Raw genomic sequence first — 21088 nt, 5'->3', positions numbered from 1 at the left:
GGCCTCGCCGGCCCCGGTCGCGACCTCGCCGCGCCGGGCCACGATGCCGCCGACTGGCCGGCGGACGCGGTGGTCGCCGACGGCGTCTCGTGGACGAGGCTGTCCGGCGACCTCCGCGCCGCGCTCGCCTCGACGGGGCTCGCCGTCCTGCTCGGCCCGCGCGACGTCGACCTGCTCGTCCTGCTCGCGCTTGGCACCCGCGGCTACGACGAGGCGCTCGTCGAGCACGTCGCGCACCTGTTCCACGGCGCGCTGGACCGCCACGGGCTCGGCCCCGCCGACGCCGCGCTCGCCGTCGGCGGGCCCGCGGACACGTGGACCGCCGCCGGGCAGGGCCTGCGGCGCGTACGCCGCTCGGCCGGCGCGGCCACCTCGTTGCCCGCGCGACGCTGGTACGACGCGCGCCGTCCGGGCGTCGCCGACCTGCTGCACGAGCTGCGCGACACGCCGGAGCTCGAGGCGTTCGTCGAGGACCAGCTCGGCCCGCTGCTCTACGACGGCTCGCCCCGCACGCGGGTGCTGCTGGAGACGCTGGAGGCCTACCTCGCGGCCGGCGGCCGCAAGGCCGAGGCCGCACGGGCGCTGCATCTCGAGCGCCAGTCGCTCTACCTGCGGCTCCGCCGCATCGAGGAGGCGCTCGGCGTCTCGCTCGAGGATGAGGACGTCATCCTGGGCCTGCATCTCGCCGTCCGGGCGCGGCGCTTCCGGCGCGGCGCGCGCTGAGGCGCCCTCGGCGGCGTGCCGAGGGCGCCCGTCACGCGCTCACGGCTGTGTCGTCGACAGCGTGAACGTGAGCGTCTTGCTGTAGGTGCCCGTGCGCAGCGGTTCCGCTCGCCCGATGGCCTGCGAGAAGGCCAGGGTGACCGAGTCGTTGCTCCGCGGGCCGGTGTAGGCCAGCAGCGGGGTCGGAGCGGCCGAACCGCCGATCGACGCGGGCGCGGAGCCCGTTCCGCCGTCGCTGGTGGCCGCCACCATCAGCGGGTTCTGCAGCGTGAACGCGCCGTTGACCAGCCGGCCCGTGCCGGTCGGGCTCGCATCAGCCACGCTGAGCAGCGCGTCGCCCGCCGTCGAGATCACGTCGGCGGTCGTGCCCGCGGTGTACGTGCGGTCGACGCCCGGCACGAAGGGCTCGAACGTCGCGGGCCGGTTGATCGACAGCGAGAGCGTCGCGGGCACCGAGCCCGAGACGGTTCCCTCGGCCTCGACGCCGGCCGCCGACACGATCCGGTTGCGCTGGTCGGCGGTGATCGTCCCCGCCGCCGCGAGGGCGTCGGCGACCGCGGCGACGTGGACGAGGAACTGCCCGTGGGACGGCCAGGTCTGCTCGTCCGCGATCAGGTCGTTGATCGAGCACCTCGCGGCGTCGACCGTGTTCGGCACGCCGGTGTCGGTCTCGCCGATGACGACCGTGGCGCGGCGATCGTCGAGGCGCGCAGCCTTCGTCATGCTGAGGTTCGGCAGCCCGGCCGGCCGGTTGGGCGTCTCGAGCTGCGGGTCGAGCAGGTACGGGAGCAGCGGACGCAGCGGCTGGGCCAGCTTGACCTGGACGATGCCGGCGCCCACCTGGCTCACCTCGACGCCGTGAGCGGCGAGCCGCGCCTGCACCGTGTTCGAGGTCCACGTCTGGCCGGCGAGCGGGGCGATCAGCGCGCCGGTCGCCCGGTGGGCGTACTGCTCGGCGGACAGCCGGTAGCCGCAGAAGGGCTCCAGCGCCACCGTGAACGGCTCGTTGACGCCGAACGGGACCTCGTACGGGTCGTCGTAGGCGCCGTCGAGGTACACCGGGCTGTCGTTGGCGACGTTGGCCGCCTTGGAGGCGGCCAGGACGGTCTGGATCGCCGGCAGGTTCTGACGGTGGTAGTCGAGCAGCGTCTGGATCGACCACAGGTGGGTGTACACGCGGCGCTTCTGGCCCGCGGGCGAGTTCGACGGCGCGTTCGGGCGTGCCGGGAGCGTGGCGTTGGCGGTCTCCAGCAACGAGCCCAGCATGTTCTTCATGCCGGCCATGTTGTGGTGGAAGCCCTCCCAGTTGTTGTTCGCCCAGCCGGTGTAGGGCCGCATCGACCAGCCCGCGCCGGCGCCGTCGCGGAACAGCCGGCCGATCGTCATCTCCTGGCCGAGCGACACCAGCTGCGCGTTGATGATCCGGCTGCGCGACCACGACGGGTCGGTGTCGGGCCCGCCGCCCTTCTCGTGCGCGTCGATGACGAGTTCGGGCTGGCTGCGGCGGATGGCGTCGGCGATCGCGAACGCCTCGGGATGGCGCAGCAGCAGGCTGTCGCGGTTGAGGTCCTGGTTGGCCGTGTTGGTGCGGCGGCCGGCAGCCTGTCCGTCCGGGTTGGCGGACGGGTTGATCAGCACCGTCGCGTGGCTGAGGATGTCGATGATGCGCGGGTCGTCCGAGAACGCGAGCTCGCGCAGCAGCATCAGGCACGCCTCCCGTCCCGACCGCTCCCCGCCGTGGACCGAGCACATGATGAACACGCCGGGCGAGTCGGCGATCTGCTCGACCGGCTTCGGCCGCGGGTAGCCGATGGTGGCCAGCAGCATCGGCCGGCCCTCGTGGGTGCTCCCGATGCTCTCCAGGCGGACACGCTCGCTGGCGGCGGCGATCCCCTGCACCACCTGCAGCTCGTTCTGATGGACGGTCCAGGTCGCCCCGTCGCTGAGCTCGAAGCCCGTGCGGAACTGCGCCGGTCCGTCGGGCTCCCGTGTCTGACCGTCGACCGGCGCCGACGGGGCGCCCACCGTCTCGCCCACCACCGCGCTCACCCGCCAGCGGTAGCGCTGGCCGAGCGTGAAGCCCGAGTCCGCGAAGGTCAGCTCGCGGGTGTAATTCACCGTCGGCGGCGCGCCGAGGTAGCGGTCCGGCAGCCAACGCCCGACGAGCACCGGCTCGCCGGCCGGCTCCTCGCCCTGCAGCGGCGTTCGCTCGATCCGGTACTCGGTTGCGCCTTCGACCGCGTTCCAGGACACGGTCGCGAAGCCCTGGCCCTGCTTGACCTGCACGCCGGTCGGCGCCTGCTGCGCGAAGGCCGGCGCGGCTGACAGTGCGAACGTGGTCGCGGCCAGCAGCACCCCGGCCGCGCGGCGCGGTCGCGCTGGGAACGACAACTCCACCATGGAACCCTCCCCTCGTGGAAGTGCCGCTGGAACTCCGGCGAACCCCATCGCCGGCGGGTCCGTTCACGGCACCCTCATACAGCGGTGCGTGTGTACGGGACCGCGCCGGGGACGTCAAGCGTTCCGGGCCGTCCGGGGGCTCAGATCAGCGTGCCTTCGCCGGTCGGCGCCGGCTTGTCCGACGTCGGCGGCCCGATCAGGATGAACCCGCGCGGCCAGCCGTGACCGCGCGTGACGGTGCGGCGCGTGAGCCGTTCCGGGGTGAGCTCGGTGACCTCGACGGCATCGGGCGAGAGCACCTGTTCGACGAACGCGACCCGGCCGTCGCCCCAGGACGCGATCGCGCCGATGGACGGCTTCCGGGCGAGCCGCTTGTCCGCCCACTGACCCGGGTCGGTGCGCGCGGCGAACAGCTTGTTGACGCGGAAGGCGACGTAGGCCGGACCCAGGTCGCAGTGCGGCGGGCAGGTGAACCCGTAGAGCGAGTGGGCCTTCTCCGGGCCCGTCTCGTCGTCGACCTCGGGCCAGGTGAGCAGCATCGTCGCGCCCACCGCCGCGAGCACCAGCAGTGCGATCCATCGCGTCACGGCGGCGAAGGGTCGCCCTTCGTCGGAAATGCGACAAGCGGCCTTTTCGTCCACCATGACGGAATGTCGGCGCGGAGCGGCCGGAACGCGACGTTCCGCCCATTGCGGGCACCCGGGCAGCCGGGCGAGCATGAAGCGCATGACTGTGCCCGACACGGTGGGGATCGACTCGCTCCAGGAGCAGGCGCACCGGCACCTGCTGATGCACTTCACGCGCAACGGCGCGTTCGGCCCGGGCGGCAAGCCGCTGCTCGTGCTCGAGCGAGGTGAGGGCTCCTACGTGTTCGACACCGAGGGCAACCGCTACTTCGACGGGCTGAGCTCGCTGTTCTGCTGCCAGATCGGCTACTCGTACGGCGAGGAGATGGCTTCGGTGGCGTCGGCGCAGATGTCGACGCTCGCGTTCAACACGAACTGGGCGACCGCGCACCCGCCGTCGATCAAGCTCGCGGCGGCGCTGGCCGAGCGCGCGCCCGGCGACCTGAACCGCGTCTTTTTCACCAACGGCGGCTCCGAGTCGGTCGAGGCGGCGTGGAAGATCGTCCGCCAGCACTACCTGGCCAAGGGTGAGCCGCAGCGCACGAAGGCGATCGCGCGCGAGATCGCCTACCACGGCGTGACGCTCGGCGCGCTGAGCTTCACCGGCGTGCGGCCGATGAAGGAGCCGTTCGGCGCCGCGCCGATCCCGGTCACGCGGATCGCCAACACCAACCGCTATCGCCACCCCGAGGGCGGCGACGAGGCGGCGTTCTGCGAGTACCTGCTCGAGGACGTCGAGCGCACGATCGTCGAGGCCGACCCGCAGTCGGTGGCGATGCTGATCGCCGAGCCCGTCCAGAACGCCGGCGGGTGCCTGGTCCCGCCCGAGGGCTACTGGCCCGGGCTGCGCGCGCTGTGCGACAAGTACGGCATCGCGCTCGTGGCCGACGAGGTCATCACGGGCTTCGGCCGCATCGGCGAGTGGTTCGCGTCCTCGCGCTACGGCGTCGCGCCCGACCTGATCACGTGCGCGAAGGGCATCACGTCCGCGTACGCGCCGATGGGCGCCGTGCTCGTGTCCGACAGGATCGCCGAGCCGCTGTACGAGGACGGCCGGATGCTCATGCACGGCATCACGTTCGCCGGGCACCCGGTGGCGAGCGCGATCGCGCTGCGCAACCTCGAGATCTTCGAGCGCGAGGGCGTGCTGGAGAACGTGCGCGCGCTGGAGCCCGTGATCCGCGAGCTGCTGGAAGGGATCAAGTCCCGCGTGCCGATCGTCGGCGACGTGCGCGGCGCCGGGTTCTTCTGGGCGCTCGAGCTCGTGCGCGACGCGGGCGAGTCGCGCTTCAGCGCCGAGGAGCGCGAAAAGCTCCTGCGCGGGTTCCTGTCCGGGCGCCTGCTCGAGGAAGGGCTGATCGCGCGGCCCGACGACCGCGGCGACGCCGTCCTGCACCTCGCGCCCCCGCTCACCAGCAGCCGCGAGGAGCTGGAGGAGATGGCCGCGAAGACCGAGGCCGTGCTGGCCGACGCGTCCGAGCGCTTCTACGTGGCGTGATGGTCCACACCGCGCACGGCTACTGGCTGGCGGAGGCCGGCGCGGTGGAGCCTGCCCCGGCGCTGGACGGCGAGGCGCGCGCCGACGTCGTGATCGTCGGCGGCGGCTACACCGGCCTGTGGACGGCGTGGCAGCTGCGCGAGCGCGGCGCATCCGTCCTCGTGCTCGAGGCCGGGCTGTGCGGGCACGGACCGAGCGGGCGCAACGGCGGTTTCTGCGAGACGCTGTGGACGCACCTGCCGTCGCTGGAGGAGCGCTTCGGCCGGGCGCGTGCGCTGAAGCTGTGCCGAGAGTCGGCCGAGAGCGTGCGCTCGATCGGGGAGTGGTGCCGCGAGCAGGAAGTGGACGCGTGGTTCACGCCCGGCGGCTACGTGATGGCGTCCACGGCGCCCGCCCACGACGCGATCGTCGACGAGATCGCCGAGGCCGCGCCGCCCGACCGGGTGCGTGTCCTGAGCGAAGGGGAGGTGCGGGCGCGCTGCGACTCGCCGCGCTTCCGCCGCGGGCTGCTCGTCGCCGACGACGCCACTGTGCAGCCCGCCCGGCTCGCGCTCGGCCTGCGTGAGCGGCTGCGGGACGTCATCCGCGAACGCTCGCGCGTCACCGCGCTGCGGGTGTCCGCCGACGGGGTGGAGGCCGAGACGGCCGGCGGGCGCGTGATCGCGGGCGCGGCGGTGCTGGCCATGAACGCCGCGACGCGCGGCGTGCCGCCGCTGCGCGACCGGTTGTCCGTGACGAGCTCCCACATCGTCCTCACCGAGCCGGTGCCGGACGTGCTCGCCGAGCTCGGCTGGTCCGGCGGCGAGTGCATCACCGACGCCCGCACGTTCGTGCACTACTTCCGCACCACGCGGGACGGCCGGATCGCCTTCGGCTGGGGCGGCGGCCGGCTCGCGCCCGGCGCTCGGCTCGGCGGCAAGATCGAGGTCGACGCCGAAGTCGCGACGCAGACGGCGCAGCACCTGGTCGAGATGTTCCCGCAGCTCGCAGGCCGCGCGATCACGCACGCGTGGGGCGGGCCGATCGACGTCTCGCCCTCGCACCTGCCGCAGATCGGCACGCTGGAAGGCGTTCCGGTGCACTACGCGTTCGGGTTCACCGGCAACGGCGTCGGGCCGTGCCACCTCGCCGGCCGTGCGCTCGCGGCGCTGGCCTCCGGCAGGACCACCGACCTCGCGCTCGAGGACGCCGAGCCGGTGCGCGTCCCGCCCGAGCCGTTCGCGTTCGCGGGCGGCATGCTCGTCCGGCGCGCGTTCCTGCGCAAGGAACGGCTGGAGGAGCGCGGCGCGCCCGTGGACCTGCTCACGCGCGCGGTCGCGGCTGCCCCGCGCGCGCTCGGCATTCACGTCGCGAGATAGAGCCCGAAGGCGGCGAAGAAGGCTCCCGCGGCGAGCATCACCACGCCCGTGATGCGGAGCTGCCGGTCACCGGTGTGCAGGAACAGGGGACCGGCGACGAGCAGCAGGACGCCCGCGCCGAGCAGGCACCAGCCCGCGGCGCGCGAGCGGTCGGTGACGTAGAGGACCAGCCACGCGATGATCAGCAGCCAGGCGCCCAGTCCGAGCGCCTGCCCCGCTCTCACAGCAGGGCGGCGAGCCCGTAACAGGCGGCTGCGCCGATCGAGCTCCCCAACACGAGCCCGAGCGTACCGGCCCAGCGCGGCAGGTCGTGGGGACGACGGCGGGGAGAGGGGGAGATCGCAGCCACGGCGCGGGGGATACCCGTTTCCGGCGCGGCGAACCGGGCACCCCGACTGCATGCGCGCCACGATCGCCGTGCTGCTGTTGCTGGCGCTCGCGCCGGCCGCCCACGCCCGCTCGTACTCGATCGCCGCCCCGGTGGCCGACACCCTGGCCGTCACCGGGGGCGACATCGTCCTGGCTGCGGGGCACGTCGTCTGGCTCGAGAGCCGCGGTGCGGGCGACGTACTCGTGGCCGCGGGGCCCGACGGCGTCCGGCGGGACATCGCGGCGTTCCCGCCCGGGCGCGGGGAGCGGCTGCTCTCGGTGGTGGGCTCCGCGAACACCGTGCTCGCGCAGCGCGCGCTGTGCCGCGGGCGGTGCCTGGACGACAACGACCACCCGGGCGAGGCGCTCCGCGTCGATCTGGCGACCGGCGCCCAGTCACGCGACCACCCGTGCGGGCGCCCGGTGCCGTTCACGTTCTTCGCGCTGGACAGGACGGCGTTCGGCGCCGCCTGCAACGCCGACAGCCGCGTCGTCGACGTGGCCGACGGAGCGCGCGCCACGGTTCCCGGCCAACTGCGGGCGCTCGCGGGGCGGTTCGCCGCCGCCAGCGACGCGGAGGCGGGCGCGCTGGTCGTCTCCGACTGGCGCACCGGCGCCGTCGTGTCCCGCGTCAGGATCGGTGAGAAACCGCTGTGGCTCGTCGAACTCAGCGAGGACGGCACGCTCGTCTACAGCCTCGGCGAGACGCTCGAGCGGCTGGCTCCCGGCGCGGCCCGCTCGGAGCGTCTGCCCGAGGGCATCGAGACCCGGGTGAGCGGCGGCGCGACGGCCACACGCGACGACGACGGCGTCATCACGGTCGGCGAGCGGCGCGTGACGGTCGAGGGTCTGCAGCCGTACTGGGCGTTCGACGGCGCCCGGGTGGCCTGGGTCGCCCGGCCGTGCGGGGACCTGGTCGTGCAGGTCTGGGACCTCGCCGAAGGGCCGCCGGCGCCCGCTCCGTCCGCCTGCGCGGACGCGCGGGTCGGCACGGTCAAGCTCGCCGGCGACCACCTGAAGGTGCGGCTGACGTGCCCACGCGCCGCCGTCGGGACGGGCTGCGCGGGCTGGGTCGACGCGAAGCTCTCGCGGCGCGGGCGCACCGTCACGACCGGCGGGGACTCGTACGTCCTCGCCAGCGGCCGGTCCGTGACCATGACGATCTGGCTGCCGCGCACCCCGCGGGCCCGCCCCCTGGTCGCGCGCGTCAAGTCCGGCGACGCCCCCGCCGTTCGTCGCCCGGTGCGCGGATGATCGAGCTGATCGGCGTGCCGTTCGACGGCTACGGCCGGGCTGGGCACCAGGCGCGAGCGGCGGCCGCGCTGCGCGAGGCCGGGCTGAGCCATCCCGGTGCAGACCTCCAGCTCCCACGGGGCAACCCGGAACGCGGCCCGCGGACGACGCTCATCAACGAGGACGCGCTGCTGGCCATGGCCGATCAGCTCGCGGATCGCCTTCGCCGCACGCAGGGGTTCCCGCTCGTGGTGGGCGGTGACTGCTCGGTGCTGCTCGGCATCCGGCCGCAGGCCCTGATCTGCGTCGACGGCCACGAGGACACGATGCCGCTCGACGTCTCCGAGGACGGCGAGGCCGCCAACGCCGAGATCGGCCTGCTGCTCGGTCTCACCGGCCGGACGATCGAGCCCGACTTCACCTCGCTCGACAAGGACGCGCTCGCCCTGCTCGGCCCGCGCGACGACGCCTGGCGCGCGCAGTTCAACGTCGGCACGCTGCGCGACCTGGGCGTGTTCGTGCGGCCGCTGCCCGAAATGACCGCGGGGTCGGGCCGTGAGGCGGCCGCGCTTATCGACCGCCCGTGGTGGCTGCACCTGGACCTCGACGTGCTCGACCCGGTCGAGTTTCCCGCCCAGGGCCTGCCCGACGTCCCCGACGAGCCCGGCGGCCTCACGTGGCCCCAGCTCACCGAGCTGCTGCAGGGCGCGCTCGCGCACGGCGGCTGCGTCGGCATGAGCGCCGTGATCTACGACCCCGATCAGGACCCTGACGGCAGCGACGCACGGCGCATCGTCCGCCTGCTCGACGACGTACTTTGAAGGGCATGCCCAAGCCACCGCTCCCCGACAACGTCAAGGCGCTCCTCGCCAAGCCGCTGCCCGCCGTGATGGCCAGCCTCAAGCCCGACGGCTCCCCGCTGTCGGTCGCCACCTGGTACATCCTCGAGGACGACGGCCGCGTGCTGATCAACATGGAGGACAGCCGCGCGCGGCTCGAGCACCTGCGCAAGGACCCGCGCGTGTCGATCACGGCGCTGGACGAGAACTGGTACACGCACGTCAGCCTCCAGGGCGCGATCGTCGAGTTCGCACCGGACAGCGACCTCAAGGACATCGACCGCCTCTCCACGCACTACGGCGGCAACCCGTACCCGGTCCGCGACAAGGCGCGCACGAGCGCCTGGATCGAGATCGAGCACTGGCACGGCTGGCATGTCTGAGGTACAGTCCGGTCCAGCGATGACGCAGTTCGGCCTTTCCCTTCTTCTTCTCCTCCCCCGCTAGGGGGATTACTGCGTGGGCGGCCGCTAAGCCGCGAACTCACACCGGAGAAGAAGCGAGAAAGTCCTCAAAAGGAGCTGCGTCCCATGGATCCGAACCGGGTCATCATCTTCGACACCACCCTGCGCGACGGCGAGCAGTCGCCGGGCATCAGCCTCAACACGACCGAGAAGCTCGAGATCGCGCACCAACTCGCGCGGCTCGGCGTGGACGTGATCGAGGCTGGATTCCCGATCGCCTCCCCGGGTGACTTCCAGGCGGTACAGGCGATCGCCCGGGAGGTGCACGGCCCGGTCATCGCGGGCCTCGCGCGCGCTCATGCGGCCGACATCGAGCGCGCCGCCGAGGCCGTCAAGGACGCGGACCGCCCGCGCGTGCACACGTTCATCTCCACCAGTGACATCCACATCGAGCACCAGCTGCAGTCCACGCGCCCGGACGTGCTCGGCCAGGCGCGCGCGGCGGTCGCGCATGCGCGGTCACTGGTCGACGACGTCGAGTTCTCCCCGATGGACGCGACCCGCGCGGACATCGACTTCACCGCCGAGGTGATCGCCGCGGCGATCGAGGAGGGCGCGACCACGATCAACATCCCGGACACCGTCGGCTACGCGATGCCGATCGAGTACGGCGAGTTCCTCAAGGGCCTGTACGCGCGCGTGCCGGCGCTCGCGGACGTGGTGCTGAGCGTCCACTGCCACAACGACCTCGGCCTGGCCGTGGCCAACTCCTTCGCCGGGCTGCAGGCGGGTGCCCGCCAGGTGGAGTGCGCGATCAACGGCATCGGCGAGCGCGCGGGCAACGCGTCGCTCGAGGAGGTCGTGATGCTGCTCAAGACGCGCGAGGAGCACATCGGCCTGGCGACCGAGATCAACACGCGCGAGATCGCGCGCACGTCGCGGCTCGTGTCGCGCCTGACCGGCTACGGCGTGCAGCCCAACAAGGCCGTCGTGGGCCGCAACGCGTTCCAGCACGAGTCGGGCATCCACCAGGACGGCGTCCTCAAGGAACGTTCCACGTACGAGATCATGTCGGCCGCGTCCGTCGGCTTCGACGACGCGAACTCGATCGTCCTCGGCAAGCACTCCGGCCGCCACGCACTGCAGTCCGCGCTGATGGACCTCGGCTACGAGGTCTCGGGCCAGACGCTCAACCAGGCGTTCAAGCGCTTCAAGGAGATCGCGGACAAGAAGAAGCAGGTCACCGCGATGGACCTCGAGGCGCTCGTCACCGACGAGCTGCGCTCCGACGCCGGCGCCTACACGCTCGAGTGGTTCGACGTGGAGGCCTCCACGCGCCGCCCGCCGCACGCCACCGTCTCGATCCTCACGCCCGCGGGCGAGAGCGTCCGCGGCGACTTCACCGGCGACGGGCCGATCGACGCCATCTTCCGCGCCATCAACGCCGCCACCACGCGCGAGGCCAAGCTCCGCGACTTCCGCATCGACGCCATCACCTCCGGCCAGGACGCGCTCGGCGAGGCGAGCGTGGTGCTCGAGCTCTCGGGCTCCAGCGCCTCCGGACAGGGCGTCTCGACCGACATCATCGAGGCCGCCGCGCTCGCCTACGTGCGCGCGCTGTCCAACGTGGAGACCAAGGTCATCCAGGCCGCCGAGTCGGCCGAGACCGACGAGCCCGTCCTCACGCAGACGCCGTGACGGGCTCCTAGGGCAGCGGCGCGGTTCGCTCGACGCCGCCGGTGCGCCACACCAGCTGGTCGCCGCGGCGTTCGAGCGAGTCGGGATCGACGCGCTCGTTCTCCTCGAGCACGACGTCCTCGACGCGGATCTGCGCGCCGAGCGGCGTGCGATCGCTGCAGGCCACGCGACCGGAGTCGCCGAGGACGTAGCGCGTCATGCCGACGCACAGCTTGCGCTGCGTGCCCGCGACCAGGTCATGGATCGTGACGTCGCTGTACCCGCCTTGCCGGGCGTAGCCGTAGCTCGCGCCGAGAAAGCGATCGCCGGCGATCTGCACCCCGCCGATCCCCTCGCAGTCACCGGGTGAGGAGCACTCGCCGATCGACGTCCCGAGCCGGATCGGCGGCCGTTCGCCGTGCCCGGCCACGAGCAGGTTCCTGTTGCGGACGTCGACGCGGATCGAGCCGTGCGTGATCAGCCGCCCGTTCGGCGCCGACTTGCCGCCGGACTTCAGGCCGGAGAAGGAGAACTGGTTGCCGAGACCGGTGGCGATCACCGTGCCTTTGAACGCGAGGAAGCTCGTGCCGGCGGCGCGGTGGCCGTAATAGCCCTCGCCCGTGTCGGAGACCGTCGTCGTCCCGTCCGGTTCCTCCGCGAGGTAGACCGCGGTGCCGGCGGAGAACCGGATGGCCACGAACCGGCGGGCGCGGTCCTCGTCGCCGCGCGGGCGGCGCGCGCGCAGGTCGTACACGCGCAGCGCCTCGCGCTCGCCCACCTTGCGCTGGACCGCGGCGAAGCGGCCACGGACGTACACGCGCACGACCCGCTGGCCGAGCGTGAACGACGCCCGGCCGCGATGACAGCCGCGGACTTCGCCCTCGTGCCGGTACACGCGAGTGTGCGCGGTGCGCGCGAGCTCGTCGACGTCGGCGGGACCACAGGGGAGCATCCGCGTCTTGAAACGGCCGGTCTACTCAGGAGTTGCGCGCCGGCCCTGCGCGTACCCGGCGGTGGCGACCGCCTCGCGGCGCCTCGCGTCCATGAGGTTGGGGCCGATCGCCCTCAGGCTGGCGTCGTCGGGGACGATCGTCGTCACCTGCGCGCCGCGCCCACGCAGGGCGGACGCCTCGCGGGAGAGCGCGAGCGACGTCGCCGTCCGCAGCGGCGCGATCGTCGCCCCGGCGGTCGGGATCAGCGCGAGCACGCGGGAGCCGCGGCCGGCGGGGACGGCGTCCAGGTTCGTCGGGCTCCAGACGCCGCCGTCGACGTACTCGCGCTCGCCGATCTCGACCGGTGCGAACAGCCACGGGACGGCGCAGGAGGCGAGCACGGCCTGGGCGACGGTCGCGCGCGGCGCGTCCGGCGCGCCGAACATCACGCGCTTGCCGCTCGAGCGGTCCACGGCGGAGATCCGCAGGCGCCCGTCGAAGCGCGCGTCAAGCGCCTCGATGTGCGGGCCGAGCCCGCCGAGCGTGCGGTCAGGCCGCGGCGCGCGCCGCAGGACGACGGCGCGGGCCAGCCGGCCGGCGGGGGCGGTGACCGACAGCGCGACGTTCGCGAACGGCGTCGCGGCTGCCCGAGCCGCGCGTCCGACCACCTCGAAGCGCGCCGTCTCCGGCTCCTCCTCGATCTCGTCCGGCACCGCGCGCGCCCACTCGTCCGCGGCGCGCTCGCCGGCGTCCGGGCGCTGCCCGGCGGCGAGCGTCGCGGCCACGATCGAGCCCGCGGACGTGCCGAGCAGGTACTCGCACTCGCGGAAATCCAACCCGGAACTCACCTCCAGCCCGTTCAGCACGCCGCGCAGCCACGCCTCGCCGAGGGTCCCGCCCGCGCCGAGCACCAGAGCATCCGGAAGCACGGGCTCAAAGGTAGTAGGAAGGCCGCGAGCACCGAGGTGAGAAGCGGTCAGGGGGAACGCTGACCGGCCGGTGCCGCGGCCTTCCCTGCCCATACGCAACGGCGACCCGGACGGGTCGGTCGAATGGGCACGTTCGGACTCCGGCGTGTGTTTGTTGACGCGAGGGTCCGGAAATCCCCACCTTAGGCAGCGACGGCCCGAGAAGCGTCGATTGTCAACCAGTTGAGACGTACCGTGCGCCGGGGAACGCGCGCGGCCATTCAGGAGAGAGAGGCCGCGAGATGTTCGACCACTGGCGCAACTAGTGCACGTGAAGTGCTGATCCGCGAACGCCTGTACGTGATAACGTACAGGCGACATGGCGGCAGCTGCCGATCCCACCGTCGCGGCCGTCGGTCCGCGCGTCAAGGCGCTCAGGGAGGCGATGGATCTCTCCCTGCGCGACCTCGCCGAGCGCTCCGGCGTCTCCGCTCCGATGCTCAGCCAGGTCGAGCGCGGAGAGACGAGCCCGACGCTGCAGGTGGCCAGCCGCATCGCCTCAGGGCTGGAGCTGCGCCTGTCGCAGCTCCTGCGCCTGGACGAGGAGAGCGCCGTGTCGATCGTGCGTCGGGGCGAAGGTCGCCGCGGCGGTGCGGGCGGCCACGCGTACGAGCTCCTCACGCCGCCGCTGCCCGGCCTGCGCGCCGAGGTCACGCGTCACACGCTCGCTCCCGGCGCCGTCACCGGCGGCCCGGGCGACCCGCCTCGGCATGAGGCGGGCGCGCGCGAGACCGCGCTGATCGAGCGCGGCACCCTGACCCTGCACGTCGAAGACGCTCAACACGAGCTGCACGCGGGTGACTGCGTGACCTTCGACGCTGATCTACCCCACCACTTCGCCAACCTCGGGAAGGAGGAGGCCGTCTTGCTGGCGATCGTGTCGGCGGGCCTGCGCCGCTCATGACCCCCACCACGCTGTTCGACAAGATCTGGTCCGCGCACGAGATCGCGCCGAACCTGATCTTCATCGACCTGCACCTCGTGCACGAGGTGACGAGCCCGCAGGCCTTCGAGGGCCTCCGGCTCGCCGGGCGCGAGGTGCGCCGGCCGGACCGCACGCTCGCGACGGCCGACCACAACGTGCCGACGGACGGCACGCCGGTGAGCGCGAAGATCCGCGACGCCCTCTCCCGCCGTCAGGTGGAGGCGCTGGAGGCCAACTGCGACGAGTTCGGCATCCCGGTCTACTCGCTCGGCTCCGACCGCCAGGGGATCGTGCACATCATCGGCCCGGAGCTGGGCGTCACCCAGCCCGGCATGACGATCGTGTGCGGCGACTCCCACACGGCGACGCACGGCGCGTTCGGGGCGCTCGCGTTCGGCATCGGTACGAGCGAGGTCGAGCACGTCCTCGCCACGCAGACCCTCTCCCAGCCCAAGCCGAAGTCGATGCGGATCAACTACGTGGGCGAGCTCGGCCACGGCGTGACCGCCAAGGACCTGATCCTCGGCACGATCGGCCAGATGGGCACCAACGGCGCCGCCGGCCATGTCGTCGAGTACTCCGGTGACCTGATCCGCTCCCTCTCGATGGAGGAGCGGATGACGATCTGCAACATGACGATCGAGGGCGGCGGCCGCGCGGGCATGATCGCGCCGGACGAGACGACGTTCGAGTGGGTGCGCGGACGCGTCGGCGCGCCCGAGGACTTCGAAGCGGCCGTCGCGTACTGGAAGACGCTGAAGACCGACGAGGGCGCGACGTTCGACCGCGAGATCACCGTCGACGCGTCGCAGATCTCGCCGCTGGTCACCTGGGGCACCACGCCCGGCCAGGTCGTGGGCGTCGCGGAGGCGGTGCCCGCGCCGGAGACCGAGACCGACGAGCGCTCGCTGGTCTACATGGGCCTGGAGGCGGGCACGCCGATCACCGAGCTCAAGCTGGACCGGGTCTTCATCGGCTCCTGCACCAACGGCCGCATCGGCGACCTGCGCGCCGCCGCCGAGATGATCAAGGGCCGCAGGGTCGCGTCCACGGTCAAGAACGCGATGGTCGTGCCGGGCTCGGTGCAGGTGGCAAAGCAGGCCGAGCAGGAGGGCCTGGACCAGATCTTCCGCGAGGCCGGCTTCGACTGGCGCACCGCGGGCTGCTCGATGTGCCTGGGCATGAACCCGGACACGCTGGACCCAGGCGAGCGCTGCGCGTCCACCTCCAACCGCAACTTCGAGGGCCGTCAGGGCCGCGGCGGGCGCACCCACCTGGTGTCCCCGGCGATGGCCGCCGCCGCCGCGATCGAGGGCCGCTTCGTCGACATCCGGGAGTGGAACTAAATGGAGCCCGTCAAGGTCGTCTCCGGGAAGGTGTCGACGTTGGCGCGCGCCGACGTGGACACGGACCAGATCATCCCCAAGCAGTTCCTCAAGCGCATCGAGCGCACCGGCTTCGGCGAGTTCCTGTTCTACGACTGGGCGCAGGAACCCGGCTGGTCGCTGCCCAAGAACCCGATCCTCGCCACGGGCCCGAACTTCGGCTGCGGGTCGAGCCGCGAGCACGCACCGTGGGCGCTGCAGGACTACGGCTTCCAGGCCATCATCGCGTCCTCCTTCGCCGACATCTTCTTCTCCAACTGCACGAAGATCGGCCTGCTGCCGGTCGTGCTCCCGGAGGAGGACGTGAAGGCCGTGATGGAGGCGGGCGAGGCCGAGGTCGACCTCGAGGCGCTGGAAGTGCGCTTCGCCGGCCGCGCCGTGCCGTTCGAGCTCGACGCCGATCGTCGCCACCGCCTGCTCAACGGGCTCGACGACATCGCGCTCACGCTGCAGAACGCCGACGAGATCGGCGAGTACGAGTCCACGCGTGAGCGGCCCGGGCCGGTCACCCTGAATCTGTAGGGTCCCGCAACTTATGCCGAACATTGCCCTTCTTCCCGGTGACGGGATCGGTCCGGAAGTCGCCACCGCCGCCGTCGAGGTCCTGAACGCCGTCGCGTTCGACCTCACCTACGACGAGCACAAGGTCGGCGGTGCCGGCATCGACGAGTACGGCGTCGCCATCACCGACGAGGCGGTGGCCGCCGTCAAGGCGTCCGACGCCGTCTTCCTCGGCGCCGTCGGCGGTCCCAAGTGGGACACCAACGAGTCCGGCGCGGTGCGCGCCGAGGACGCGCTGTTCCGCCTGCGCGCCGACCTCGGCCTGTACGCGAATTTGCGTCCCATCCGGCCGCTGCGCGCGCTCTACGACGCCTCCCCGCTCAAGCGCGAGTTGATCGAGGGCGTCGACATGCTGATCGTCCGCGAGCTCACCGGCGGGCTCTACTACGGCGAGCGCGGCACCAAGGACGGCCGCGCGTACGACACGATGGTCTACACCGTCGAGGAGATCGAGCGGATCGTCCGCGCCGGCTTCCGCGCCGCCAAGTCCCGCGTCACGAGCGTGGACAAGGCCAACGTGCTGGACACCTCGCGGCTGTGGCGCGAGGTGGTCACGCGGGTGCACGCCGAGGAGTTCCCGAACATCGAGCTCGAGCACGAGCTCGTGGACGCGTGCGCGATGAAGCTGGTCGCGGCCCCGCGGCACTTCGAGGTGATCGTCACCGAGAACATGTTCGGCGACATCCTCAGCGACGAGGCCTCGATGCTCACCGGCTCGCTGGGCATGCTGCCCACCGCCTCGCTCGGCGGCGACGGCCCGTCGATGTTCGAGCCCGTCCACGGCTCGGCGCCCGACATCACCGGCCAGGGCGTCGCGAACCCCATCGGCATGATCCTCTCCGGCGCGCTGCTCCTGCGCCACGGACTCGGCCGGGAGGACGAGGCGGCTGCCGTAGAATCGGCCGTGGACAAGGCCCTGGACAAGGGCATCCGCTCCAGGGACCTGGGCGGGACCGCGACCACCGCCGAGGTGACCAAGGCGGTGCTGGAGGAGCTGTGACGTGAGCCATCAGATCTGGATGAACGGCGACCTCGTCGCGCACGAGGACGCCAAGGTCGGGGTGCTCACGCACGCGCTGCACTACGGGACGAGCGTGTTCGAGGGTGTGCGCGCGTACGAGACGCCCGAAGGCGGCTCGGCCGTGTTCCGCCACCAGGACCACATCGACCGGCTGTTCCGGTCCGCCGCGCTCTACCACATGGAGATCCCGTACTCCAAGGACGAGATCCGCGCCGCGACGTTCGAGACGATCACCGCATCCGGTCTGAAGTCGTGTTACATCCGGCCGCTCGTGTTCCGCGGGGCCGGGCCGATGGGCCTGTACCCGCTCGACTGCCCGGTCGAGGTGATCATCGCCGTGTGGGCGTGGGGTGCGTACCTCGGCGAAGAGGGCAAGGTGTCCGGCGTCCGCGCGCGGGTGTCCTCGTGGCGGCGGATCTCTTCCGACGCGCTGATCCCGACGGCCAAGGCCGGCGGCCAGTACCTGAACTCGATCCTGGCGAAGATCGAGGCCGACAAGGCCGGCTACGAGGAGGCGATCCTGCTCGACTCCAACGGCTACGTGTGCGAGGGGACGGGCGAGAACCTGTTCCTGGTCAAGGACGGTGTCGTGCACACGCCGGGCTTTGCCAACGACATCCTCGAGGGCATCAACCGCGCGGCCGCGATCGAGATCCTGCGCGACCAGGGCTACGAGGTGATCGAGCGCGACATCGCGCGCGGCGAGCTCTACCGCGCCGACGAGATCTTCATGACCGGCACCGCGGCCGAGCTGACGCCGATCCGCGAGGTCGACGACCTGACGGTCGGCGACGGCACGCGCGGCCCGGTCACGACCGAGATCCAGGCCATCTTCGAGGACGCCCTGCACGGGCGCTCGGAGCGCTACGCGCACTGGCTGGACCGGGTGCCCGCCGCGGTCTCATGAGCCAGGTCATCGTCTACGACACCACCCTGCGCGACGGCATGCAGGGCGAGGGGATGTCGCTCTCGGTCGAGGAGAAGGTGCGCGTCGCGCGCATCCTCGACGAGCTCGGCGTGCCCATGATCGAGGCCGGCTTCCCGACCTCGAACCCGAAGGAGCTCGAGCTCTTCGAACGGTTGAGCGAGGCCGGGCTGCGCGCGGACGTGTGCGCCTTCGGGATGACGCGCCGGCGCGGCGTGTCGGCCGAGGAGGACGCCGCCCTGCGGGTCCTCGCGGAGTCGTGGACGCCGGTGTCGACCATCGTCGGCAAGACGTGGGGCTTGCACCTGGAGAAGGTCGTCAAGGTCGACCGCGAAGAGAACCTGCGGATGATCGCCGAGTCGGTCGCGTTCCTGGTGGCGTCAGGCAAGCGCGTGATCTACGACGCCGAGCACTTCTTCGACGGGTTCTTCGACGATCGCGCGTACGCGATCGAGTGCCTCACCGCGGCACTGGAGGCGGGCGCGGAGAACCTCACGATGTGCGACACCAACGGCGCCACGTTGCCGCACCAGGTGGCCGAGGCCGTGCGGGCGGTGCGCGCCGCGCTGCCGTCCGCCGCGCTGGGCATCCACACCCACAACGACGCCGAATGCGCGGTCGCGAACTCGCTGGCGGCGATCGCCGAGGGCTGCTCGATGGTCCAGGGGACCATGAACGGCTACGGCGAGCGCTGCGGCAACGCGAACCTGATCTCGATCATCCCGAACCTGCAGCTGAAGATGGGCTTCCAGTGCCTGCCGTCGCTGGAAGGGCTGACCGAGGCGTCGCACATGGTCGCCGAGATGCTCAACCTGCAGCCCGACGCCAACCAGGCCTACGTGGGCAAGAACGCCTTCGCGCACAAGGGCGGGATGCACGTCGCGGGCGTGAACGCGGACCCGTCCACGTTCGAGCACATCGACCCGACGGTGGTCGGCAACTCTCGCGAGGTGCTGGTGAGCGAGCTGTCGGGCAAGGGCACCGTGATCGCGCACGCGGGCGGGGCGCTGGACGACGCCGCCGCGGCGCGCGTGGTCGAGCGCGTGAAGGAGCTCGAGCACCGCGGCTTCCAGTTCGAGGCCGCCGACGGCTCCTTCGAGCTGCTGATCAAGCGCGAGACGGGCGACTACCAGCCGCTGTTCACGCTCGAGTCCTGGCGCGTGATCGCCGAGAAGCGCGCCGACGGCCGCGTGGAGACCGAGGCGACGATCAAGGTCTGGGTCGGCAACCAGCGGTTCGTGCGCACGGCGGAGGGCAACGGCCCGGTGCACGCGCTCGATCAGGCGCTGCGCGCCGCGATCGGCGAGCGCTTCCCGCACCTGCGCGACATCAAGCTGGTCAACTTCAAGGTCCGCATCCTCGACGAGTGGAAGGCGACGGGCGCGACCACCCGCGTGCTGCTCGACGCGTCCGACGGCACGTCGACGTGGGGCGCGATCGGCGTGCACGAGAACGTGATCGAGGCCTCGTGGGACGCGCTGGTGGACTCGCTGGAGGCGGGCATGCTGCGCTCGCAGGCGTCGGTCCAGGCGTCGTGATCCCGGTCGCCCGGCCCGTCCTGGGCCGCGAGGAGGAGGACGCGGTCGTCGAGGTCCTGCGCTCCCGGTACCTGTCCTTGGGCCCGCGCGTCCCCGCCTTCGAGCGGGGGTTCGCGGCGAAGGTCGGGGCCGCGCACGCGTCCGCCGTCTCGTCCGGCACGGCCGCGCTGCACCTCGCGCTGCGGGCGGTCGGCGTGAGCGAGGGCGACGAGGTGATCACGTCGCCGTTCTCGTTCGTCGCGAGCGCGAACTCGATCCTGTACGAGCGCGCGCGCCCCGTCTTCGTCGACATCGACCCGGTGACGCTCAACCTCGACGTCGAGGCGGCGGCCGCGGCGATCACGGAGCGGACCACCGCGCTGTTGCCGGTGCACATCTTCGGCTACCCCGCCGACACGCCGGCGCTCGAGCGGCACGGACTGCCGATCGTCGAGGACGCATGCGAGGCGCTCGGGGCCGTCCACGCCGACGGCGTGCGGGTGGGCGGGCGCGGCCATCCCGCCGCGTTCGGCTTCTACGCCAACAAGCAGCTCACCACGGGCGAGGGCGGGATGCTCACCATGGGCTCGGCCGACATGAAGGTGCGCGTGGACTCCGAGCGCAACCAGGGCCGCGCGCCGGACATGGGCTGGCTCGACCACGACCGGCTCGGCTTCAACTACCGCCTCACGGACATCGCGTGCGCGCTCGGGCTCGCCCAGCTCGACCGGCTGGACGGGATGCTCGCGGACCGCGCGCGGGTGGCGGCGCGGTATCGGGAGGCCCTGGCCGGCGTCGAGGGTCTCGAGCTCCCGTGCGAGGACTTGGGCGGTGACGTACGCGGCTGGTTCGTGTTCGTCGTCCAGCTGCCGCGCGGCGTGGACCGCGACGACACGGTCCGGGCGCTGCTGGAGCGTGGCGTGCAGTCCAAGCCGTACCTGCCCGCGATCCACCTGATGAGCTTCTACCGCGAGGCGTTCGGCCACCGCGAGGGCGAGTTTCCGGTCTGCGAGGACGTCGCGGCGCGGTCGATCGCGCTGCCCTTCTTCCCGGAGCTGACCGAGTCGCAGGTCGCCGAGGTGGCGGAGAAGCTAGGCGACGTCCTTCAGGTAGCCCACAAAGCCGGGGCCGCCTAGGAACTTGGCGATGCGGTCGCTGGGGGCGCGGCGGATCTCGCGCTCCCGGAAGCCGTACGCGTCGTAGAGGGCGCGGGCCGGGCGGTTCTGCAGGCCCGTGTCGAGCGCGATCCGCATGCAACCCGCGCGTGCGGCCTGCTCCTCGGCAGCCTTGAGCAGGCGCTGCGCGACGCCCTGGCGGCGGTGGTGGGCGTGCACCGCGAGCGCGTCGACGTAGTAGGCGTCGAGCGGCGGGTGCGGCGCGACGCCGCCCGCCGCGTACAGGTGCGCGAACGTGCGGTGAAGGCGCCACGGGGCCACGCGCGGGAGCGTGAGGCGGATGAAGCGCCGGCTCAGGCGATCACCGTCGCGGACGGGGAAGCCGGCCATCACGCCGACGATCTCCTCCTGATGGGTCGCCAGCAGCGCGTACTCGTAGCTGGCGGCGTGCCCTCGGTGCGCCCACACGCGCTGCAGCAGCCGCAGCGCCCCGCGTTCGCTGCCGGCGTAGGCGGTGTAGTACGGCTTCGCCGACTCGAAGAGCAGCTGCGCGGCGGCGTCCTCGGGGCGTGCGGGGCGGACGAGCAAATCCATCTTTGGTCATGATGGCGG

The 21088-nt window shown here is 72.2% G+C and carries 21 protein-coding genes; 14 read left to right on the top strand and 7 right to left on the bottom strand.

Going from position 1 to position 21088, the window contains the following annotated elements:
- Positions 1-723: PucR family transcriptional regulator (locus OJ962_RS30685; RefSeq protein ID WP_270006822.1), on the top strand; the 723-nt coding region annotated here is incomplete at its 5' end.
- Positions 724-762: 39 nt separating this feature from the next.
- Here the strand turns inward: OJ962_RS30685 and OJ962_RS30680 are convergent.
- Together OJ962_RS30680 and OJ962_RS30675 are read right to left on the bottom strand one after the other, a co-directional pair.
- On the bottom strand, positions 763-3123 hold the full coding sequence (locus OJ962_RS30680) for a M14 family zinc carboxypeptidase (protein ID WP_270006821.1): 2361 nt from the start codon (positions 3121-3123) through the stop codon (positions 763-765).
- Between the two features lie 140 nt (positions 3124-3263).
- Positions 3264-3710, bottom strand: a complete 447-nt coding sequence (locus OJ962_RS30675) for a CHAP domain-containing protein (protein WP_202952651.1) — start codon at positions 3708-3710, stop codon at positions 3264-3266.
- Between the two features lie 139 nt (positions 3711-3849).
- Here OJ962_RS30675 and OJ962_RS30670 point away from each other — a divergent pair, with 139 nt between their 5' ends.
- Both OJ962_RS30670 and OJ962_RS30665 read left to right on the top strand, forming a co-directional pair.
- On the top strand, positions 3850-5247 hold the full coding sequence (locus OJ962_RS30670) for an aspartate aminotransferase family protein (protein WP_202953360.1): 1398 nt from the start codon (positions 3850-3852) through the stop codon (positions 5245-5247).
- On the top strand, positions 5247-6605 hold the full coding sequence (locus tag OJ962_RS30665; protein WP_202952652.1) for an NAD(P)/FAD-dependent oxidoreductase: 1359 nt from the start codon (positions 5247-5249) through the stop codon (positions 6603-6605). The genes OJ962_RS30670 and OJ962_RS30665 overlap by 1 nt, the downstream gene beginning before the upstream one ends.
- Here the strand turns inward: OJ962_RS30665 and OJ962_RS30660 are convergent.
- The gene (locus OJ962_RS30660) at positions 6590-6829 is read right to left on the bottom strand and encodes a hypothetical protein (protein WP_202952653.1); all 240 of its coding nucleotides are present in this window, start codon (positions 6827-6829) and stop codon (positions 6590-6592) included. The two genes, OJ962_RS30665 and OJ962_RS30660, sit on opposite strands and share 16 nt — an antisense overlap.
- Complete coding sequence (locus OJ962_RS30655; RefSeq protein ID WP_255525653.1) at positions 6826-6954, bottom strand: hypothetical protein; 129 nt, start codon at positions 6952-6954, stop codon at positions 6826-6828. Before OJ962_RS30655 ends, OJ962_RS30660 begins: the two co-directional genes overlap by 4 nt.
- Before the next feature lie 50 nt (positions 6955-7004).
- Here OJ962_RS30655 and OJ962_RS30650 point away from each other — a divergent pair, with 50 nt between their 5' ends.
- From OJ962_RS30650 to OJ962_RS30635, 4 genes are all read left to right on the top strand, one after another.
- On the top strand, positions 7005-8228 hold the full coding sequence (locus OJ962_RS30650) for a hypothetical protein (protein WP_202952654.1): 1224 nt from the start codon (positions 7005-7007) through the stop codon (positions 8226-8228).
- Positions 8225-9028 carry an arginase family protein gene (locus OJ962_RS30645; RefSeq protein WP_202952655.1) on the top strand — a complete coding sequence of 268 codons (804 nt, stop codon included), beginning with the start codon at positions 8225-8227 and terminating at the stop codon, positions 9026-9028. The genes OJ962_RS30650 and OJ962_RS30645 overlap by 4 nt, the downstream gene beginning before the upstream one ends.
- Before the next feature lie 5 nt (positions 9029-9033).
- Positions 9034-9429 carry a PPOX class F420-dependent oxidoreductase gene (locus OJ962_RS30640; protein WP_202952656.1) on the top strand — a complete coding sequence of 132 codons (396 nt, stop codon included), beginning with the start codon at positions 9034-9036 and terminating at the stop codon, positions 9427-9429.
- A gap of 147 nt (positions 9430-9576) precedes the next feature.
- Positions 9577-11148: a 2-isopropylmalate synthase gene (locus OJ962_RS30635; RefSeq protein WP_202952657.1), complete on the top strand. Its 1572-nt coding sequence runs from the start codon at positions 9577-9579 to the stop codon at positions 11146-11148.
- Positions 11149-11155: 7 nt separating this feature from the next.
- On the opposite strand, the gene OJ962_RS30630 is transcribed toward OJ962_RS30635, so the two are convergent.
- On the bottom strand, positions 11156-12079 hold the full coding sequence (locus OJ962_RS30630) for a hypothetical protein (protein WP_202952658.1): 924 nt from the start codon (positions 12077-12079) through the stop codon (positions 11156-11158).
- Between the two features lie 21 nt (positions 12080-12100).
- Positions 12101-12988 carry a patatin-like phospholipase family protein gene (locus OJ962_RS30625; protein ID WP_202952659.1) on the bottom strand — a complete coding sequence of 296 codons (888 nt, stop codon included), beginning with the start codon at positions 12986-12988 and terminating at the stop codon, positions 12101-12103.
- 358 nt (positions 12989-13346) lie between these two features.
- Between OJ962_RS30625 and OJ962_RS30620 the strand changes: the two genes are divergently transcribed.
- The 7 genes from OJ962_RS30620 to OJ962_RS30590 are packed head-to-tail and all read left to right on the top strand — an operon-like array spanning position 13347 to position 20497.
- Positions 13347-13931 carry a helix-turn-helix domain-containing protein gene (locus OJ962_RS30620; RefSeq protein ID WP_202952660.1) on the top strand — a complete coding sequence of 195 codons (585 nt, stop codon included), beginning with the start codon at positions 13347-13349 and terminating at the stop codon, positions 13929-13931.
- Positions 13928-15298 carry a 3-isopropylmalate dehydratase large subunit gene (gene leuC / locus OJ962_RS30615; protein WP_202952661.1) on the top strand — a complete coding sequence of 457 codons (1371 nt, stop codon included), beginning with the start codon at positions 13928-13930 and terminating at the stop codon, positions 15296-15298. The genes OJ962_RS30620 and leuC overlap by 4 nt, the downstream gene beginning before the upstream one ends.
- Positions 15299-15859 (top strand): 3-isopropylmalate dehydratase small subunit, encoded by a 561-nt coding sequence (leuD, locus tag OJ962_RS30610; RefSeq protein ID WP_202952662.1) that lies wholly within the window; start codon positions 15299-15301, stop codon positions 15857-15859.
- 13 nt (positions 15860-15872) lie between these two features.
- Positions 15873-16898 carry a 3-isopropylmalate dehydrogenase gene (leuB, locus tag OJ962_RS30605; RefSeq protein ID WP_202952663.1) on the top strand — a complete coding sequence of 342 codons (1026 nt, stop codon included), beginning with the start codon at positions 15873-15875 and terminating at the stop codon, positions 16896-16898.
- 1 nt (position 16899) lies between these two features.
- Positions 16900-17826, top strand: coding sequence for a branched-chain amino acid transaminase (locus tag OJ962_RS30600; protein ID WP_270006820.1), 927 nt, complete (start codon positions 16900-16902; stop codon positions 17824-17826).
- A complete protein-coding gene (cimA, locus tag OJ962_RS30595) occupies positions 17823-19382 on the top strand; it encodes a citramalate synthase (protein WP_202952664.1) in 1560 nt (519 codons plus the stop codon). The genes OJ962_RS30600 and cimA overlap by 4 nt, the downstream gene beginning before the upstream one ends.
- Positions 19379-20497, top strand: coding sequence for a DegT/DnrJ/EryC1/StrS family aminotransferase (locus tag OJ962_RS30590; RefSeq protein ID WP_202952665.1), 1119 nt, complete (start codon positions 19379-19381; stop codon positions 20495-20497). The genes cimA and OJ962_RS30590 overlap by 4 nt, the downstream gene beginning before the upstream one ends.
- Here OJ962_RS30590 and OJ962_RS30585 read toward each other — a convergent pair.
- Positions 20453-21070 (bottom strand): GNAT family N-acetyltransferase, encoded by a 618-nt coding sequence (locus OJ962_RS30585; RefSeq protein WP_202952666.1) that lies wholly within the window; start codon positions 21068-21070, stop codon positions 20453-20455. The genes OJ962_RS30590 and OJ962_RS30585 overlap by 45 nt on opposite strands.
- Between the last annotated feature and the right edge of the window lie 18 nt (positions 21071-21088).

The sequence above is a fragment of the Solirubrobacter deserti genome, assembly GCF_027587175.1.
Classification (GTDB): Bacteria; Actinomycetota; Thermoleophilia; order Solirubrobacterales; family Solirubrobacteraceae; genus Solirubrobacter; species Solirubrobacter deserti.
This window is presented reverse-complemented; position numbering and strand designations above follow the sequence as displayed.